Source organism: Peptococcaceae bacterium (assembly GCA_024655825.1).
GTDB lineage: Bacteria > Bacillota > Peptococcia > DRI-13 > PHAD01 > JANLFJ01.
In genome coordinates, this window is record JANLFJ010000002.1 from 60,107 (window position 1) to 78,717 (window position 18,611).

At 51.8% G+C, this 18,611-nt stretch carries 18 protein-coding genes; 6 read left to right on the top strand and 12 right to left on the bottom strand.

Annotated elements, in window-relative coordinates; genetic code table 11:
* Positions 1–161: 161 nt before the first annotated feature.
* Positions 162–332, bottom strand: coding sequence for a hypothetical protein (locus tag NUV48_01210; GenBank protein ID MCR4440756.1), 171 nt, complete (start codon positions 330–332; stop codon positions 162–164).
* A gap of 30 nt (positions 333–362) precedes the next feature.
* On the opposite strand from NUV48_01210, the gene NUV48_01215 reads away from it, so the two are divergent.
* From NUV48_01215 to NUV48_01235, 5 genes are all read left to right on the top strand, one after another.
* Positions 363–1,106 (top strand): hypothetical protein, encoded by a 744-nt coding sequence (locus tag NUV48_01215; protein MCR4440757.1) that lies wholly within the window; start codon positions 363–365, stop codon positions 1,104–1,106.
* A 137-nt stretch (positions 1,107–1,243) separates the two neighbouring features.
* On the top strand, positions 1,244–1,900 hold the full coding sequence (locus tag NUV48_01220; protein ID MCR4440758.1) for a hypothetical protein: 657 nt from the start codon (positions 1,244–1,246) through the stop codon (positions 1,898–1,900).
* A gap of 67 nt (positions 1,901–1,967) precedes the next feature.
* Positions 1,968–2,417: a zinc-ribbon domain-containing protein gene (locus NUV48_01225; GenBank protein ID MCR4440759.1), complete on the top strand. Its 450-nt coding sequence runs from the start codon at positions 1,968–1,970 to the stop codon at positions 2,415–2,417.
* A gap of 16 nt (positions 2,418–2,433) precedes the next feature.
* Positions 2,434–3,732: a hypothetical protein gene (locus NUV48_01230; GenBank protein MCR4440760.1), complete on the top strand. Its 1,299-nt coding sequence runs from the start codon at positions 2,434–2,436 to the stop codon at positions 3,730–3,732.
* Between the two features lie 25 nt (positions 3,733–3,757).
* A complete protein-coding gene (locus NUV48_01235; protein MCR4440761.1) occupies positions 3,758–5,734 on the top strand; it encodes a hypothetical protein in 1,977 nt (658 codons plus the stop codon).
* Between the two features lie 236 nt (positions 5,735–5,970).
* Here the strand turns inward: NUV48_01235 and NUV48_01240 are convergent, their stop codons facing one another.
* From NUV48_01240 to NUV48_01255, 4 genes are all read right to left on the bottom strand, one after another.
* Positions 5,971–6,297, bottom strand: coding sequence for a hypothetical protein (locus NUV48_01240; protein ID MCR4440762.1), 327 nt, complete (start codon positions 6,295–6,297; stop codon positions 5,971–5,973).
* A gap of 5 nt (positions 6,298–6,302) precedes the next feature.
* The gene (locus NUV48_01245; protein ID MCR4440763.1) at positions 6,303–7,661 is read right to left on the bottom strand and encodes a DUF1446 domain-containing protein; all 1,359 of its coding nucleotides are present in this window, start codon (positions 7,659–7,661) and stop codon (positions 6,303–6,305) included.
* A gap of 52 nt (positions 7,662–7,713) precedes the next feature.
* Positions 7,714–9,012, bottom strand: a complete 1,299-nt coding sequence (locus NUV48_01250; GenBank protein MCR4440764.1) for a citrate:proton symporter — start codon at positions 9,010–9,012, stop codon at positions 7,714–7,716.
* A 325-nt stretch (positions 9,013–9,337) separates the two neighbouring features.
* Positions 9,338–10,732, bottom strand: coding sequence for a sigma 54-interacting transcriptional regulator (locus NUV48_01255; protein ID MCR4440765.1), 1,395 nt, complete (start codon positions 10,730–10,732; stop codon positions 9,338–9,340).
* 190 nt (positions 10,733–10,922) lie between these two features.
* Between NUV48_01255 and NUV48_01260 the strand changes: the two genes are divergently transcribed.
* Positions 10,923–11,408: a hypothetical protein gene (locus NUV48_01260; protein ID MCR4440766.1), complete on the top strand. Its 486-nt coding sequence runs from the start codon at positions 10,923–10,925 to the stop codon at positions 11,406–11,408.
* Here NUV48_01260 and NUV48_01265 read toward each other — a convergent pair.
* The 7 genes from NUV48_01265 to NUV48_01295 all read right to left on the bottom strand — a co-directional run bounded on the left by NUV48_01265 (position 11,402) and on the right by NUV48_01295 (position 18,482).
* The gene (locus NUV48_01265; GenBank protein ID MCR4440767.1) at positions 11,402–12,235 is read right to left on the bottom strand and encodes a DNA adenine methylase; all 834 of its coding nucleotides are present in this window, start codon (positions 12,233–12,235) and stop codon (positions 11,402–11,404) included. The two genes, NUV48_01260 and NUV48_01265, sit on opposite strands and share 7 nt — an antisense overlap.
* A gap of 89 nt (positions 12,236–12,324) precedes the next feature.
* On the bottom strand, positions 12,325–12,858 hold the full coding sequence (locus NUV48_01270; protein MCR4440768.1) for a hypothetical protein: 534 nt from the start codon (positions 12,856–12,858) through the stop codon (positions 12,325–12,327).
* Positions 12,855–13,886: a hypothetical protein gene (locus tag NUV48_01275; protein MCR4440769.1), complete on the bottom strand. Its 1,032-nt coding sequence runs from the start codon at positions 13,884–13,886 to the stop codon at positions 12,855–12,857. Before NUV48_01275 ends, NUV48_01270 begins: the two co-directional genes overlap by 4 nt.
* Positions 13,887–13,924: 38 nt before the next feature.
* On the bottom strand, positions 13,925–15,001 hold the full coding sequence (locus NUV48_01280; protein MCR4440770.1) for an NAD/NADP octopine/nopaline dehydrogenase family protein: 1,077 nt from the start codon (positions 14,999–15,001) through the stop codon (positions 13,925–13,927).
* Positions 14,998–16,959: a TRAP transporter permease gene (locus NUV48_01285; protein MCR4440771.1), complete on the bottom strand. Its 1,962-nt coding sequence runs from the start codon at positions 16,957–16,959 to the stop codon at positions 14,998–15,000. Before NUV48_01285 ends, NUV48_01280 begins: the two co-directional genes overlap by 4 nt.
* Entirely contained in the window at positions 16,931–17,461 is a 531-nt protein-coding gene (locus NUV48_01290) for a DUF1850 domain-containing protein (protein ID MCR4440772.1), read from the bottom strand. Before NUV48_01290 ends, NUV48_01285 begins: the two co-directional genes overlap by 29 nt.
* Positions 17,462–17,495: 34 nt before the next feature.
* Positions 17,496–18,482: a TAXI family TRAP transporter solute-binding subunit gene (locus tag NUV48_01295; protein ID MCR4440773.1), complete on the bottom strand. Its 987-nt coding sequence runs from the start codon at positions 18,480–18,482 to the stop codon at positions 17,496–17,498.
* Positions 18,483–18,611: the final 129 nt, after the last annotated feature.

The following is an 18,611-nucleotide window of genomic DNA, read 5'->3' on the forward strand; positions in this document are numbered from 1 at the left end:
ACAAATACGAATAAACCCCTGGGAACATCCAAAAGGCGGGGCCTGCTTTTTTTATGCTTTTTAACGATTTTTAAACGATACATTGATATCTTAAAGGCATAATTGGCTGTATTACTTTTCCAGATGAGGTCGTACTTGCCGGTAATGAGAGTGGGGGCTTATTATTTTAGCCATCCCTGATGTTCCCGTTCTGGCATCTCCCGGCGGGACTGGTCCATTGGCCGCAGGTAGTCCCACACCGTCGGCCGGAACTGAATCCGAAGCAGCAGGTATTTAATCACACGCATGTTCCAGGGAGCTGGATTGCCGCTGGTAGTTGTCGGCCTGATCACCAGTATGGGCGCCAGGAGGAGGTGATGACAATGAAAAGAGTATTGGTTTTTTTGATTGTGCTGTTCGTGGTTATGTTCTGCCTGGTAGCTGCCGGTTGCGGCGGGGGTGGGCAGCAAAATGCCGGGCAACAAGCCACAAAACAGCCGGCTGCGCAAGAAAAGGCCGGTCAGCCGGCAAAAGAAGGGTCGGTAGCCGAGTTGTTCGCAAAAGGTCAAAAGGCAAGAGGAATGTCTTATGAGTATGTTTTAACCGCTTCCGCCGGGGTGATGAAGGGGAAGGTGTGGCTGCAGGGCAACCGGATTAAGACGGACGCGACCGTTGCCGGAAAGCGAATGATCAGCTTTTTTGATGGGGACACAAATACCATTGTCACTTATTATCCGGACCAAAACAAAGCTGTTAAACTATCCGCTGATAAGCAGCCGAAAACGGTCCTGACCCCCGGTGAGTATACAGGCGGTGTTGACCCGGATAAGGTGAAAGTCCTGGAAACCGTTGACTATGAGGGCGTTCGTTGCCGGGTGGTGGCAGTCTCCGGGGCAGGCAACGGGGAAGAGGTGCGCATGTGGGTACGTGAGGACTACGGTCTGCCTGTGCGGGTAGAAGTCGCTTCCGCTGCCGGCGGAAAAACGGTAATGGAGTACAAGAATCTGCAGGTGGGGCCCCTGCCGCCTGATACTTTCGAGCTACCTTCAGGCATAGAAGTGATGGACATCAATAAGATGATGGAACAGCTTCCCTCACGCCCGCTGGGACCTGTGAAGCAGCCTTGAGGTTTTAAGCATCCGGAATTATTAAGGAAGAAAAATGAATATGATTTGGAATAAGGGAAAAAGTCATATGTGTTAATGCTGCAACAGAAGTGGTTTATAAATATATTTATTAAATAAGAAATAAGGAGAGTAAGGGCATGGGAAATCGTTTGTTTGCGGCGATTATCTTATTATCTGTACTGATCTCCGCAGTATTCTGTGGTTGCGGCGGGGAGAAAAAGGCCCCGTCTACCGGCGCGTCCGCCAGCAATCAGCAGGCAGCATCCGAACCTGCAAAATCTCAACCTTCCGCCAAGCCAAGCAACTCTTCCGAAGAGTGGATGCCATGGGCAGGTCCGAAAACACTGGGTCCCGAAAAACCTTTGCCTTCCATGTGGTGTCTGACTCTTACCCACTGTTACAAAGCGGGTTCCGGCTATGTGATCCAGGTTAACTCCAAAGGTGAATGGTATGATGCGACGGTCCGCAAAGAGGGCGGCCAACTAAAAGGTACGCTTACCGCCGACGAGTTAGCAAGTGTAAAAGAGGCTGCCGGCAAAATCAACTGGGATCAATTGCCTGAGAAATCCACAAAAGATTATGTTGATTACACCGCTGAAAAGAAAACTCCTGCCGGGCCTGTTGGTTTCGTTGGCTACATCATTGACTATTACCAAAACCAGACCAATGCAATTCCGAATTACAAAGGGAAACGGATATATGTGGATTTTAAGGTTGCCTGCGCCCCCGAAGCCAAAAACCTCATCGAAGCTATGAAACCATTGCTGGAAAAGTATATTCCCCCTCAGAAATGATCAGGTGTAATCAGTATACCGATCTATAATTTCGAGTAGTTTCGAAAACATTATGGGAGGGTTTTGCATGTATTGTCCCAAATGCGGAAGAGGTTTAGAAGATACGGCGAAATTTTGCCCGAATTGCGGAACACCCGCTGCACCCGGAGCATCACAGGCTGCCAGCGCCTCGACAGGTCTGCCGGAAAACCTGGCAGGATTGTTCTGTTATATCCTCGGTTGGCTCACCGGATTGGTTTTCTTTCTCATTGACAGGCGGTCTTTCGTGCGTTTTCATGCCATGCAGTCAATAATTACCTTCGGGTGCGTAACCATTCTCAATATCCTAATCAGCGCCCTGTCAGTGATAGGGTTCTGGTCTCTCTTTCACCTGCTGAACAATATCATCATGCTGATCGCCATGGTTGCCTGGGTCCTCTGCATGTTAAAGGCATACCAAGGCCAGCGCTATAAGCTTCCCTTCTTTGGCGATCTGGCCGAACGCTATGCGGGAACACAAACCCAAGTCGGGCAATAGGCGGAGGGGGGGACAAATGAAAAAATTGCTTGTCTTTGTATTGATAATGCTTCTGATGTTTGCTACTTTTACAATTTTTTTGATTCCGGCCCTGAGTGTTGCTCTCCCAGAAAGACTGGAAAACCAAGCCTTAAGCGCCAGACTGACCTGGACACCGCAGGAGCTTGTTCCCGGAAATAATGCCACTTTCACTCTATCTATCAAGAGTACAGCCGCATCAACCGTTTCCAACGTAAAGGTCAGGATATCAGGAAATTATTACCCGTTTACACCCGAAGAACTCGGAAAACAACCGGCGCTTGCCGATACCTTTGACCTCCTCCTGCCCCAATTGACAGATGCTGAACGCAACAAGCTAACAGCCTTCAATATAGAAAAAATCCTGCCCATACTGGCCGCGAACAGCCAGGAAAGTATCAGCCATACCTACAAGCTTCCTTCCACGAACCTGCTGCCTACACTTGTGGTGAGGGTGAAAATCGAAGGCCTCCCAGATAAAGAGGAAAAACGCTATATAATCCCCGTACAGGCTCCCGGGGTTAACGCAAAGATCTCATCATTCACCTCATCCAAGACGACCGGCCTTACAAAAGGCCAGACCCTTACCTTTTCCGCCACTGTTAAAAACCTATCTAAAAGCTTATTCCCCGGGGTCCTTGGCCTCTATGCCGGTGATGCCCTGCTGCTGGAAAAGCCGCTGCTGCTGTCGGGCAATCAATCTTCCGTTATCGGGGCCTCCTGGACTGTGCCGGGACCAGGAGCATATAACATCAAGGCCGTTTTCAACAAGGCTTTCCTGCCGGAATTTCTCCATAGCCTGGCGGATTCACCTTCTTCTTTGACTCTGACGGTCCCCGATCTTAAGCCCGACCTGACCATCACAAAGATCGAAACAGTCCCTGCCGGTGTGGTCCCGGGCTCGACTGCCAATATACAGGTTACTGTGCAAAACAAGGGGGGCACGAGCTGTCCTGCCGGAAGCAAATTAACACTGACGGCAGGCGGACAAAGTTCTGAGGCAAATCTTCCGGCCCTAAACAAAAATGCCAGCAAAACTGTCAACTTCAACAAATTTTTATTTCCTTCCACGGAGAACTTTGTTATATCTGCCAAGGTAAATCCCCCACCCGGCACAGTTGAATCCGATGAAAAAAACAACTTCCTGGAATACACCCCTAATCTCCTTTTCCCGGATCTGGCGATTACAAAATTGACCATGACCCCATCCAGCGCAGCGCCGGGAGCCCCGGTAAAAATAACTGCCAGTGTAAAAAACACCGGGGCCGGGCAGTGCCCCGCGGGGGGGGTATGTTGAACTCCTCTGCGCCAGCCGGGAGCCGGTGAGACTGATGCTCCCTGCCCTTGGTAAAAACTCTTACAAAGACCTGGTCTTTAACAATTATCCCCTGCCTTTGAATGCGGTTGATGCAATCACAGCGAAAGCTTACCCCCCGGAAGGGATTAAAGAAATCTCCACGGCTAACAATACCAGGACGCTAACGCCCAACCTGCTTTTGCCTTCCATCTCCATCGAATCTTTCACCGCTTCGGGGGCATGGCCTCAGGGGAAACCTGCCCTGGGCGACTGGATTATCCTCAAGACTACGGTCAAAAACACTTCCAACATCAAGGTTACAGGCCTGCCGGTCCATATCATCCGGGAAGGCCAGGTCATCAACACTGCCCTGTTAAATATTGATCCGAAAAAATCGGCTTCCGCCGAATTTGCCCTGACGGTACCCCCCCTCTCCCTGCCGGCAAACCAGAACTCTATCGTTTATACCGCGGTAGTTAACCCCGCCGGGGCAGGAGGGCCTCCGACCAGCCCCGCCGAACTCCGCAAGGATTTGAACCTGGAAATCCTAAAGACAGGGCAGGTGCTCGTCAGCATCCGGGATGAAGACGATAATCCCCTGGAAGGGTTCACGGTAACCTGCACCGGCCATAATTATTATCAGCAGATTGAAAACGGCGAAAGGACCATAGCTGTCTTTACCAACGTTCCGATCGGTTACCCCTTTACCGTTACGGCATCCAAACCCGGCTATAACGGCTATAACGGCCAGCATACCTTCAGCGGCACACTGATGAACAGCGATACCAGGTGCCAGCTCTATTTTACCAACACGGGCACTGTTTCCGTCTCGGCCAAAAGCCAGGCTACGGGCAACACCCTGTCCGGCGTGGGTGTGGAAGTGGTTGGACCCGGCATGTGGGATCTGACCACCCAGGGAAGACCGGCCACCTTTACCCTGCCCAGCGGGACTTATACTTTTAAGCTTACCAAGCGGGGCTATGCGCCGACGACTATAACAGGATCAGTCACTGCCGGACAGAACACCATTGTCACGGGCAGTCTCCCCTATACGAGTATCACTCACATCTCGGGCTATGTCTTAAACCAGCATGGCAACCCCATGCCCAACCAGCAGCTTAAAATCTATAAAGCCGTAGAGGACACCCAGGTAGCCTCCCTGCAGACCAACGCCAGCGGGTATTTCTCCATAGACCTGGACAACAGCGGGCTCTTCTATATGTACCTCAAGTCAACTTCAGGCAGCGCCAGCGGGCGGTCGGAACCCCAATGCTTCTGGCCGGGCCTGGATTACCGGGTTGACCTTATTGTAGCGCCGCCTCCGCCGCCGCCCCCCTCTTCCGGCTGGCATGAAACAGCGCGCAAGGGCTGTGCCCGGGCCCATGCCGCCAGTGTCCCCGATACCTTCTTTACCCAGGGTTGGGATGTCGATTCAGCTTTAGGCCTATTTGCCATTCGGATGAAATACAACAACCAGCAGTTCGACATCCGGGACATCCATATTGACCTTATCGGCGGACCGGCAGCCATTTATAATGTCCACACCACCTACAACCCAGGCAGCATACTGGGAGAAACCGGTGCCGCCGCCGCTCAGTCCCTGGCCCCCACCATGAGTGACAGCGCGGCCGACTTCCTCTCCTTCCTCATCGAGATGAGTGCTCCGGGTATAGACTTAAATGCCACCGGGTCACTGGGCCGGACCATCGCCTGCCTGGACCGGCTGGAAGTTATCGACCGCGACACCGGAGAGGTCCTCTGGTATTCCAACAACGGGTTTAACACTATGGACAGCGGTTACAACTGGCAGGGGAAGAGCTATAATGTCCCGGACCTCCCCTGGTCCAAGTCCGTTATCCGCGCCTATTTGTACCTGGATGGCAGCGACATGCTGGGACCGAACAGCGACCGCTGCAAGATGGTCAGCTGGGATGTGGCCAGGGGGAAACTGCGTTACTTCAATGCTCCACGCAACCATCCCCGGTTTAACATTAACGATTAATGTCCAGAGGCGTGCATTATAAAAGAACCAAGCCTTTAATCCGGCCTGGTTCTTTTTTTTAGGTCCATAAAAGACTTCCCGACGGTCAAGTTAAAGGCAAGCCAAAAGCCTGGCAACTGTATCGGCCAATAGCTCGGCGGGGGCTTGTCCGACAAATTCTGCATTTCTGGCCGAATAGTCTACGGCGCGGATTTGCTCTACCATGATGTATCCCTTGACCTGATCGTGTCCGCTTTTTATACCATGCAGCGCCTACCGGGATAGTCAATTTCAATCTCCAATAATGCAGAACTTAAAGACTTGCCGTGGGTGTCCAGGGCTAAAGACGACGTGACGCCGCCGGCCAGTGAATCTTCAAGGACAAAATTGAAAGCGCAGATGTTGGGGAGTTCGTATCTAGTGATCCGGCCTTTAACCATGGGGCCAAAATGTTCCTTGACCACAGCAGGAGTGACGGTTTTGGCCAGCAGCTCATAATCTGCTTCATCATAAGGTATCAACGAGATGTTGGCGGCATTACCCTTATCGCCGGCCCTGGCATGCGCTATTTCCCACAATTTTATCCTGCTCATCCTTCATTCACCTCTTTGACCACCACTCGGCTTGCTACCGATTCCCGGGGGATAAAGGCTGAAACAATCGCAATTATTTCACTGACATGCTTTCTTGCCCCTCCACCGCCAGCCGGCCCGTTGGTATACAATGTTTCCACTTCATTACCGATTAAAATAGCCTCCTCGCGGGTATCCGTTTTAGCCGCCACCCGCAGCCTTACTTCATAAGGCTTGCCGCTCGCCTTCCCGTCTGCTACCGCCCCATGCAGCGCGTCAACCCCGATCAGGTCATACCTGATTTCCCGGTAAGTCGCTCCGACAGCTTCCAACCTCTCTTTCACAATCTGCGCAGCCAACCTGCCTCTTTCTACAGCGCCGCTCCCAGCATAGCTTATCTCGCCCTCGCCAATATAACCCTGATGATAGCCGATGCTCACTTTCAGTGTAGGGGGACGCCTCCGGCCATCCCCCCCCGTTACGAGCACCTTGTCAGGCCCGATCTGTTTGAACCCTACCTTGGTAAAATCAGCCGTTACATCAGGCGTAAGATAGGCGGCAGGGTCTCCAATTTCATACAAGAGTTGTTCCTTGCACGTGGAAACATTGACAATCCCCCCTGCTCCAGGCAGCTTGGTAATAATGCCGTCGCCATTTCCAGCAATGCAAGCTATTGGAAATCCCAGCCGGCCCAAACCAGGGACATCTTTTTTACCGGGTTCGGCATAATAACCGCCGGTAACCTGGCCGGCGCATTCCATCAGGTGCCCAATCACCGTACCTTTGCCCAGCAAAGTCCAGTTGTCTAAGCTCCAGCCGAACTCGTAAATCATTGGTGCCAAAAACAGGGAAGGATCGGCAACCCGTCCGGTGATAACAACATCCGCCCCGGTTTCCAAAGCCGGTATAATGCTTTCCGCTCCTAGATACGCATTGGCCGAAACAAACGAACCCAGCGACTGGTTCAATTTTTGGCCGGTCTCTACCAGACAGGGATTAATTTCGCCAATAATCCCGGAAACATCGTCGCCAATGACCGCCGCAATTTTCATTTTATCCAGGCCGTGTTTTCTGGCTATTTCTCTTGTCTTTTCCAGGGCCGCCAGAGGATTGGCAGCGCCCATGTTTGTTATGATTTTAATTTTGTTCTGGTAACAGACCGGCAGAATTTTATCCAGACGGTAAGCGAGCAGGCTGTCATATCCCGCGCTAGGGTCGCGCAATTTCCGTAACTGGGCAAGGGCAATCGTTCTTTCAGCCAGGCATTCAAATACGATATAATCCAGATTCCCATGTTTGGCAAGTTCTATCGCTGGTTCTACGCGGTCTCCGGCATAACCGGCGCCAGTGCCGATGACAAGCGTGTCATTTTTCATGTCGTCCTCCCCTATCCGTCTCGAAGTCAACCAACTGGTATTGTTAACATGCCTAAATTCGGAATGCTCCTGTCAATAAAGCTACCACCGTCATGAGGACCGTTATGACAAATGCATACGGTATGGTGAATTTTTGATGGTCCCCGAGGTCCACCCCGGCCAAACCGATCAGCAAAAAGGTGGAAGCCGTCAACGGGCTGACGGGGAAACCTGTGGTCATTTGTCCTAAAATCGCGGCGCGCGCAACTTCTATCCCCGGAATGCCCATCGCATCTGAGGCTGAGGCCAGTACCGGCAGAACGCCGAAATAGTATGAATCTGGATCAAACAGCAGGCTTGCCGGCATTGAAGTTAGAGCAGTCAGCACCGGAAAATGGGCGCCCAGGCCCTTGGGGATCACTGCCACCAGGCTGGTGGCCATAGCCTTAAGCATGCCAGACTTGCTTAACACTCCGGTGAATATGCCGGCGGCGAATATTATGGCCACCATGAGAATGGCCGTTTTGCCTTGCGCCACAATACGTTCCTGCTGAGCCTTGACATTGGGATAGTTGACGACCAGCGCAATAACCAGCGCCACCATGAACACAACCGGCAACGGCAGCAGCCCTTTGACCAGCGCAATGATTGACGCTGCCGTCAACAGCAGGTTGAACCACACCAGCCGCGGCCGCTTGAGGCTGGCGTCGCTATCTTCGTTGCTCAATGACGCCTGCACCGGGCCAGCGCTTTTGTCAACCCCCAGACGGGCCTTTTCTCTTTTACCCAACCAGTAGCTTATTGCCAGAACGCCGGCCAGGCCGGATAACAGCGCCGGTATGACGGGGTTAAACAGCTCCGACATGTTTAACTGCAACGAAGTCGCCGCTCTAAGGGTCGGGCCTCCCCAGGGAAGCATGTTCATGGTCCCCGCCGCCAAAGCCACAGTGCAGGCTAAAACTTTACGATCAATGCCCAGCCGGTCATAAATAGGCAATACGGCCGGAACGGCAATCAAGAAGGTCGAGGCCCCGGACCCGTCAAGGTGGGCAAGCATCCCAATCAGCGCTGTTCCTATTACAACTTTGACCGGGTCCCCGCCGCCGAACTGGACAATTTTTTTGATTATGGGGTCAAACATTCCGGCGTCGTTCATCAGCCCGAAATATAGAATCGCGAAGGTAAGCATAACGCCGGTTGGGGCTACGCTTTTAATTCCTTCCAGGGCAAACGTTCCGACTTTCGGCGCAAAGCCGGCCAGCACCCCGAACAGCAACGGGACTGCAATCAGGGCCACTATTACCGAAGTGCGCTTGGTCATCACCAGGAACAATAAAACCGCTATACTGCAGAACCCAAAAAAGGCCAGCATAAAATTTACCCCCTGTTCAAATTGTTTTCTCCGCGCGGTCAAAAATAGAATAGTAGCAAAATCCATGCCAATAGGGAAAAAATAAAAAGCATTATCCAATGCTTATTTTTGTCCTGGGATGTCTTGATTTTTACTTAAATATATATAACTATGATAACTATGCGTTTATCATAGTTGAGAATATAGAACGCGGTCCGCTGTCGATTTCTGTAATTGAATAAACCTATATCACACCTGGCTATTGTTTTTCAAAATTGATAAAACAGGCAAGTTTTTATCAATTATGAGAAGCCAATAATCTAATTCAGCACCGCAATCCGTATGTTTATTGAGATAACTTGCGGTACAATGTGGCCATAGATATGCCAAGCACCCGGCAAGCCTTCTTTTTGCCTTCCACGGAGTTTTCATAGTTCTGTAGCACGCTTTTTATAACTTCCTGTTCGTATTTTTTTATTTTGGCCTCCAGCGCATCCTCCGGTGCACCAATTTCCAGGCACCCCGCGGGCTTGTGGCCCATTATTGTTTTCCGGATGCGCTCCGGCAAATGCTCAAGCTTAATTTCGCGGTCTTCCGCCGCCATGTTGCAGGCATATTCAATTGCGTTCTTCAACTCCCTTATGTTTCCAGGCCAGTCATAGTCCATAAACGCCGCCTTTACTTCCTCGGAAAATCTTACATTTGCCGTTTTGTTTTTATCATACTGGCCAGCGAAAAATTCGGCCAATAGCAAAATGTCTCTTTTCCTCTCGCGCAACGGCGGCAGGTTTATTGAAAAGACATTGAGCCGGTAATACAAGTCCTGCCTAAACCGGCCGCTGTTTACCATGCTTTCCACGTTCTGGTTTGTGGCCGCAATAACCCGGATGTCTATCTTTTGCTCCGCCAGTTCGCCGATTCGCCTTACTTTCTGTTCCTGCAAAACCCGCAATATCTTGGCCTGTAACTCCAGGTCCATATCTCCAATCTCATCAAGGAAAAGAGTGCCCCTATCCGCAAGTTGGAAAAGCCCTATTTTACCGCCTTTTTTCGATCCGGTAAACGCGCCTTCGGCATACCCAAACATTTCGCTCTCCAATAGCACGGCGGGAATAGCCGCACAGTTCACCGCCACAAAATAGCCGTCTTTTCTTGGGCTGGAATTGTGAATGCTTTGAGCCAGCAGCTCTTTTCCAGTCCCGCTTTCGCCCGTCAGTATTATATTGGAATTGCTTTGCGCCGCTTTTTTTGCCAGTTCGACAGTTTCTTTAAAATTGGGGCTGTCACCGATAAGTTGGTCGAATGTGAAATGGGCGCGGAAAATATCTTTCATGGTCCCTTGAAGGTTCTTTAACCCGCTCTGGGCCTTTTTCAATTCCTCAGACAAGGCCTTAACTTCGGTGATGTCTTTTACAATCGATACCCCTCCGATTATTTCACCGTTAACTATAATCGGGGCCATGTCTACAACATACTCCACCGTCCCCACCTTGCGGTAAACGCCGGAAAGAGGTTTTCCGGACTCAATAACCGACGGCAGCACCGCTCCCGGCCGCACTTCAGCCACCGGCTTGCCGATTACTTCTTCTGCTTTCATGCCTATAATCCTTAGGTATTCCGGATTAACATACTGTATGACGCCCATTTTATCGGCTATGAGAAGACCGTCGCCGATTGCATTGAAAACATCAATCGACCATTCCTTCAACGTTTCGGGTTCGAGCAATGATTTTTGAGCCATTCGCCTCTCTCCTTTGCGGAGCGCCTCCTCGATTGCGTGGTGTCAATATTTGCCTTAATTTTATGTTTATTATCTCAATTAAATTATACCATCATTATTATGCTAAAAAAATTGCCGTTAATTGCCGGTACTAATTCTTGGACACCGAGGAATAATACAGTTAGTCGAATCACGGCGAGGGGTAATAATTGTGGAGAAAATAAAGGACAGGGTCGTTTTGGGGGTCGTGGCGGGGTTGGCGGGCAACGCAATAAAAACGACGATAGATATGGCTTCGGTGCGGGCCAAAATATCCCAGCGCTCCTTCCGTCAAACCGCGGCGGGCGTGTGGGTTTCAAACCGCAAGGAAGCCAACAGCATAAAAGGTCAACTCCTGGGCGGACTGCTTGATTTTGGGATGGGCATCCTGGGGGGTATTGGAATGGCCTACCACCTGTCGCTGACAGGGAAAGACCACGCCGCGCTAAAAGGGATAGTCTCAGGAATAGCAATGGGCTCAGCCATAACTTATTTTATTGGCTGTACGCCCAACAACCAGCTCCGCCCGACAGACGCAACCAGCAACCTGTCGTACATGTTGAGCCACGCCGCCTACGGGCTAGTGGCAGCCGCTGTGGCGGCAGCCCTGGGAGACCCATCGTTGTTTGGCGCCAGCCGGCAGGATGAAGGTCAATAATTCATCACCAGCAACTCGTCAATCTCGCCGCGTTTGTCAGCCCGGGAGTTGACCGGTCTCTTCGCTTTTATCACCACAGTTTTATAGCTTTTGTAAAGATCTTTAATAAACTCGGTGGCCGAGTTGGAAAGAATGAATTTTACTCCTCGCTCGTGGAGCTTGTCGCACGCTCTTTTCAGCCTCTTTTGCTCCTCCCGGTCGAACCCGCCCCGGTCGTATCCCGTGAAGCTGGCGGTATCCGAAACCGGGTCATACGGCGGGTCGAGATACACAAAGTCGCCGCACTTCACGTTATTTAACGCTTCTTCAAAATCAAGACTGGTGAAGGTGATGCGCGCCCAGTTGAAGTAATCGCTCACCGCCCTTAAGACGGCCTCGTTGACTATGTTCGGCCGCGCGTACCCGCCGAACGGGGTGTTGAACTCCCCGGCCTTGTTGACCCTGAACAGCCCGTTGTAGCAAGTCTTGTTGAGGTAAATGACCCGCGAGGCCCGCTGGATGGCGGTCAGTCTCTCGTACTGTTCGCGGTCGCGGTCCTGTTCCCTGACCCGGTAATAATACGCTTCCTCGTTTTTGTGCTTTTTCAGGTCAATGATCAGTTCCTCCACGCTATCTTTTATCACCTGATACACGTTTATAAGTTCGCTGTTGATGTCATTGACCGCTGCCTCCGGGGGCTTAAGCTCAAACAGCAGGGCGCCGCCGCCCAGGAAAGGTTCGTGATAAACCGAAAAAGATTTGGGAACGTGCATTTTGATGTGTTTTAAGACCTGCCGCTTCCCGCCGGCCCACTTCAATACCGGCGCCACCAGCTTGCTGCCAGCCATCTTGGGCCCCTCACACCCTTCGTTCCCGGCGTAAACCGCGCCTGTTAGTAGCGTCTCATGTCCTATATCGATTATATTTTACCTTGGGATCAAAGACAATCGGGGGCCGCCCCTTCTCCTCCATTTCTCCTGGCTACCAGCCCGGCCAGCAGGCAGGCAAAATAATAAATTGCCGCCGCTGACCCCAGCGTATACACCACAGCAGTGAATGCTCCCCGCAGGGGCCCGGTTGTCGCTGCTCCGGCCAGCGCCGCAGCAAACGGAGCATCAGACTGGCTATAAATAATAATGATATGGAAAACAACAAACATGTGCACCAGCGCACCGACGGCCAGACGCAGGCTAAACCTCCAATCGCGCAAGCGCCGTCTGTTCCCGGGAGCGCACAGCGCTTCCAGCAAAAAAAGCACGCCCAGGGTAACATAAAAGGTGACCAGCACGGTTACGGCGATGATTGCCGCCCCTTTCAACAAGGGAGCACTGTCAAGCCACCCACGCAGGCAAATAAAGGCTTCTTGCCCTGCGGGCGGCAGCATCGCAGGGATCAGGCACCATCCCCAAAAGACGCCCAGCAGGATAAAGAAAACCAGATTAACAATCAATAATTTGAGTATCGGCATCAAATGGCAAAAGGGTTATCCCAAAGAGTCAATTTTTGTCCCAAACCCAAGTCCAGGGCCTTCTGATAAACCTTGCTAGCCAGCGCAACATCTTCTATACCCATCCCTACCGTATTAAAATATATTTTCTCATCCCGGTTTTCACGCCCCGGCCTGGCTCCTGCCGCAATCATGCCGATTTCCGCGGTAATCGCGCTGTCATTAATAAGGCCTGCATTATACATGAGGGCAAGGCTCTCCACTCCCCTGTGCTTGATCTCTGCCCAATCATCAACAATTATTTTATCCATCTTCAAAATAGTCTCGAATTCGCACTCGTGGCTGCCGACATGGGAATAAAAAACTCCTTTTTCTATCCAGGACGGTTTAATAACCGGCTCTTTTGTCACCGTGGCCGTGACAAAGACATCAGCGCCGGCGACAGCGTCAAGAGCCCATTCAACTGCCTCAATTTTTTTGCCGGTCCATTCCCCCATCTCCCTGGCAAACGCAGAAGCCCTGTTTTTATCCAGATCGAAGATGCGGACTTCCTCTATTTCAGGGAGCACATAACAAAGCGCCAGCAGCTGCGTCCTGTTCTGGACACCTGCTCCTATCAATCCAACCGTTTTCGAATCCGGGCGGGCCAGGTATTTCGCCGCAACTCCCGTGTTCGCCCCGGTACGCGACGCGCTGATTACCGTCCCGTCCATAACAGCGATGGGAACCAGTGTTTCAGGATCGTTCAGGATGATAATGGCTGAAGCCCTGGGCAGTTTATGCCAAAAAGGGTTCCGGGGCGAACTGGCTATCCATTTGATCCCGACGGCGCCGATGTTTCCACCCACCCAGCCGGGCATTGCGTTAATCCTGCCGCGGCTGGATTCGCTTTCAACATCTCCCCAGCGGAGAACGCATTTGGGAGGCAGTACGTATTCTCTGCGGTAGTGCAGTTTGAAGACCTCTTCCATTGTCGGGACCGCTACGCTCATATCCAGCGCCCCGGCCGCCTTCACATCTTCCTGCGAAAGATAAAGCATCTCTGCTTTCAAGTTCGTGACCTCCTTTGTTCCTTGATTACAGCCATTAATCAGCATACGGCCAGCCTGAGTTCCTCCACGGTCATCCCTCTAATTCCCATTTTCTCCAACGTCCTCCCCAGCTTCCTGTACGGCGTGCCGTGCATCAATTCCGCAAGCCGGATTACACAGTCCATAACCGGTGTGTCCACACCCGCCAGCCTTCCCAGTTCGGCAAGAGGAACGAGACTCATCGGAACGTCTTCGGTTATATAACGGGTTCTAAGGTCTCCAGGGGCTTTAATCCCTGAATACACGGCGTTTTGCCTGATGGCTTCATACAAATTGTTCCCCTTTGTCCCGTAGACAGCCTCAATCCATTCCACTGCCGATAAGGTAGGCACGTTCAAAGCTCTGGCAATCCTGACCCTCTCATCGTCCAGGGCTTCCAGGACCCTTGCCACGGAGGGCGAAATGCCCCCGTGATAATACTCGAAGACCCCCTTTTCTTCTTCGATGCGGGCGGCGTTCAGGATGGTCGGGGCGGGATGAAAAACAGCCCCGATGTTCAACAAACTTGTTTCCAATACGCTCCCCGCTGCTTTGAAACACCCCGGCAAGGCCTCATCCAGCAAGGCCCGCACGTTCCCGATCTCTGCGGCCGGAAGCGAAGAGACGGCAACCTCCTTTTTAATCCCGTAAATGGTCACTTCCGTTTCTCCTGTGGCCCTGCTGGCATACAGCAGGGTTTGGGCTTCCGCAATAACCGCTTTTAAATCGGAACGCAGCTGCCTCAATACTTCGCGGCATTCCAGTGCTCCGCCGGTCCTACCGGGGTGAAGAACGACAACCTGGTTTTCCTGTAACAGGCAGCAGAGCTGCTGCATAATCTCCCGGTGAGCAAAAGCCGGAGTCACCACCATAATAAGCCTGGCCCCGGATACGACCTCCTCCATTTCCGGGCTGGCTGATTCCACCGGAGTGAAACCATCCCCCAGAACCCCTTTCCTGTTTATCCCGCCTGCTTCCCGTATGCCGGATAATGCCTGCTCGTACTTGTCATAAACAGAGACGCGGTGCCCGTTTAACGCAAGGTGAACGGCCATGGCCCGGCCGCCGTTGCCTGCGCCCAAAACCGCTGTTTTCATTTGGTCACCCCCGTTTTAAGCAAATCCTTGTCTTTGCCGCGCGCCCTGTACAGCTGCACCAGTAAAACGGCGGCAATTATCGCCAGACCGATCACATCCGAAACCACCCCCGGTTTGATCAGGACCAGGGCGGCAATGAGCAGCAGCAAGCGCGCCGGCCCGTTAATTCTTTGAAAATTGTAGCCCTGAAGGCTCCAGGAAAGGGAAAACACCCCGATTACAGCAGTCAATATCACGCCCAACGTCTTGATGACCGTTGTATTTACTAAAAGCATCGCTGGAGAAAGCACAAAGATAAAAGGCATAAGAAAAGCCGTAGAGGTCAATTTCAAACCGTTGAGGGCGGTTTTAACCGGGTCTGCTTTGGCAATGGCCGCCGCCAGGTAGGAACTCAAGGCCACCGGCGGCGTAACCGCAGCGAAACATCCGTAATAGAAAATGAACAAATGCGCAGCTATCACCATCACGCCCATTTTTACCAGGGCCGGTGCCACAATGGCTCCCAGGATAATATAAAGAGCGGTGGTGGGCATGCCCATGGACATCATTATCGCCGCCAGCATGGTCAGAAAAAGCGCTGCGTAAAGATTGCCCCCGGACAGGGTTATGATAAGATCGGCGAATTTTAATCCCAGTCCCGTAAGGGTTACGGAACCGACAATCAGCCCGGCAACGGCGCAGGCCGCTATAACGCTCAAGGCCCCCCTGGCGCCCCTGTCCAGGGCTTCCAGGGTTTTTTTAAGGTTAAGCCTGGTTTCTTTCTTAAACATGCTCGTCACTATGACTATGACCACCGCAAAAAAAGAGGCTTTTATAGGAGAGTATCCCCTAATGAGCATATAAAAAATGCTGAGAGGGGCCAGGAGCAAAAAAGCCCCGTTTTTAAGCGTTTTCCAAAAATCCGGCAGCTGGTCTTTTTTCAATCCGGCCAGCCCCTGCCTGGCAGCTTCCAGATCCACCATTACAAAGACCGCCAGGTAATAAAGAAGCGCGGGAAGTGCGGCGTTTATAATCAGCTTCCCGTAAGGCACGCCTGTCATTTCCGCCATAATAAAGGCTGCGGCGCCCATAATCGGCGGCATGATCTGGCCACCGGACGAAGCCGCAGCTTCTACCCCGCCGGCAAATTCAGGCCTGTACCCCACGCTCTTCATGAGCGGGATGGTGAATGTGCCTGTTCCCGCCACGTTGGCGAAAGAGCTTCCCGAAATCATGCCCATTAAACCGCTGCCCACCACGGCAGCCTTGGCAGGGCCTCCGCGGTAACGACCGGTTATAGAAAAAGCCAGGTCGATAAACGATTGGGCCCCGCCGGTCACTCCCAAAAACGACCCGAGCAGGATAAAGATGATCACATATGTGGCCGTGACATAAATGGCAACTCCAAATATTCCTTCGCCGGTCAGGTACATGTGTTCAATAATCCTGGTAAGCTCATATCCTTTGTGTCCAAAATCCCCCGGTAAAAACTGTCCGAACACGGCATAACCAAGGAAGACAAGCGCAACGATCACCAGCGGCCAGCCCATTGTACGGCGGGTTGCTTCCAGCGTCAGGAGAATGGCGGCCCCTCCGAACATAATATCCACAGAATTTGGAGCTCCCAGGCGATATACCAAATCCCAGTAAAATATAACGATATAAAGCCCAACAGCCGCTCCCAGGACTGTAAAAACCATGTCATACCAGGGGAAACGATTTCTGTCCTTCTTCCTGGCCGGATAGATGATAAAGGTAAGAGCAAGGGCAAATGCCAGGTGTATCGCTTTGTGCTGCGGTTGGGGAAGCATATAGAACCCCGCTGATACCAGGTGGTACAAGGACATGCAGACAGCAGCGGCGGTGGTTATCTTGGCCAGAGGACCCTTTAAGATGCGTGTTACTTCGAATTTTTCATTCAATATTTTAATTTTCTCTTCAGGACTGAGTTCAATTTTTTCCTTTTTCCTGAAAAACATCGGTGTTCCCCCTTAATATCCTGTATAACCAGGGCTCCTTATCGATATGGATTTTTAAAAGTTGACCGTCAGGGACGAATTCGTCCAGCGTTATTTCCTTTTCTTTAACCATGAGTCTTGGTTCGGCCAGGTAACTGACGCGAAAAAACAGTGCGTTCAGCCTGCGGTTGATGTTTTCCATGACCATAAATCCTTCGGTAAAGGTCACGGGGCCCTGCAGGGTTGACGGCATACCCCAGCCCAGGTCCTGCAAAGACGTTTTCGTCACAACAAGGCTCCCGTCCGGTTCCACGCGGTAGAACTCATAAACCGGCGTCCTCTGCACGGAATGGCGGATCATGGTGTAAAACTCAAAGCCGGGTTCAACTCCGCAAGAAAACATCAGTTTTCCAGAATCGGCATCCTCAATTTTAAAAACAAGAAAAGAGGGCCTGCAGGCAAGGTACAAAAGCAGGATTAATACAGCGATACCAGCGCGAAATAAATTGCGGCGCTCGTTCATCACAAGGCCCCCCCTTTCTCAGCTTGGTTTAGCGCTATTTAAGCAGCCCTTTTTCTTTATAAAACTTTTCGGCGCCGGGGTGAAGCGGGATAGACATGCCCTTGAGCGCGGTGTCAAGCGTGACGTTTTTACCCTGGGCATGAGCGCTTTTGATTTCATCCAGGTGTGAGAAAATGGCTTTTGTTATCTGATAAACCATTTCCGCGTCCATATCCTTGTGGGTCGTCAGGAGAGCAGGACTGGCCACCGTCGTAATATCTTTGTTGACGCCTTTGTAGGTCCCTTCCGGGATAGTGACCACCGTGAGATCCGGGTTGTCTGCGGCGATCTTTTTAAAAGCTTCCGGATCAATGGATAAAAGGTTTATTTCCAGCGTCGCGGAAGCATCAACCACCGCCGAAGTCGGGATTCCGGAACCGACTATGGCGCAGTCAACCAGGCGGTCCTTCAGGGCTGTCACCCCTTCGCCGAAGGAAAGGAACTGGGGTTTTATGTCTTCATAATCGATCCCGTGGGCCGTAAGCAGCAGTTTGGCCGTGCGTTCCGTCCCGCTGCCCGGCGCCCCAACCACCACGCGCTTGCCTTTCAGGTCGTAGATGGTCTGCAGCCCGGAGCTTTTTAACACCACGAACTGGAATGTTTCCGGGTAGAGGGAAGTAATCCCGCGAATGTTGTCAATGGGTTTTTCAAAGGGAGCTTCTCCCTTGAAGGCCGAAAGCGTAGTATTCGCGGCTCCCATGATGAAGTCGACTTTCTTTTCCGCAATCATTTTCAGGTTGGCCACGGAAGCTCCGGTCGACTCCGCAGTCGCCTCGACCCCCGGCACATACTTAGTAATGATGGCCGTAATAGCCGCCCCGATGGGATAATAAGTTCCCGCGGTCCCCCCGGTGGCGATCGAAACCTTCTTGGCTGGTGCGGGCGTCTCCTTCTTGGCCTCTTTGCTTGTCCCGCAGGCCGATAGGAACGCCAGGCACACGCTGATTGCTAACCCAAGGGCAACCAGTTTCCTTTTGTTCATTTTTTTACCTCCTTTGTTAATCCAGACCACGTTTGAACGCTGGTCCGCTTTTTAATTTCCATTTGTAATTGCAAGGAATGTGCCATTTTTAGTAATGACAAAAAAACCCGCAAAAGAGCCTCTCTTTCA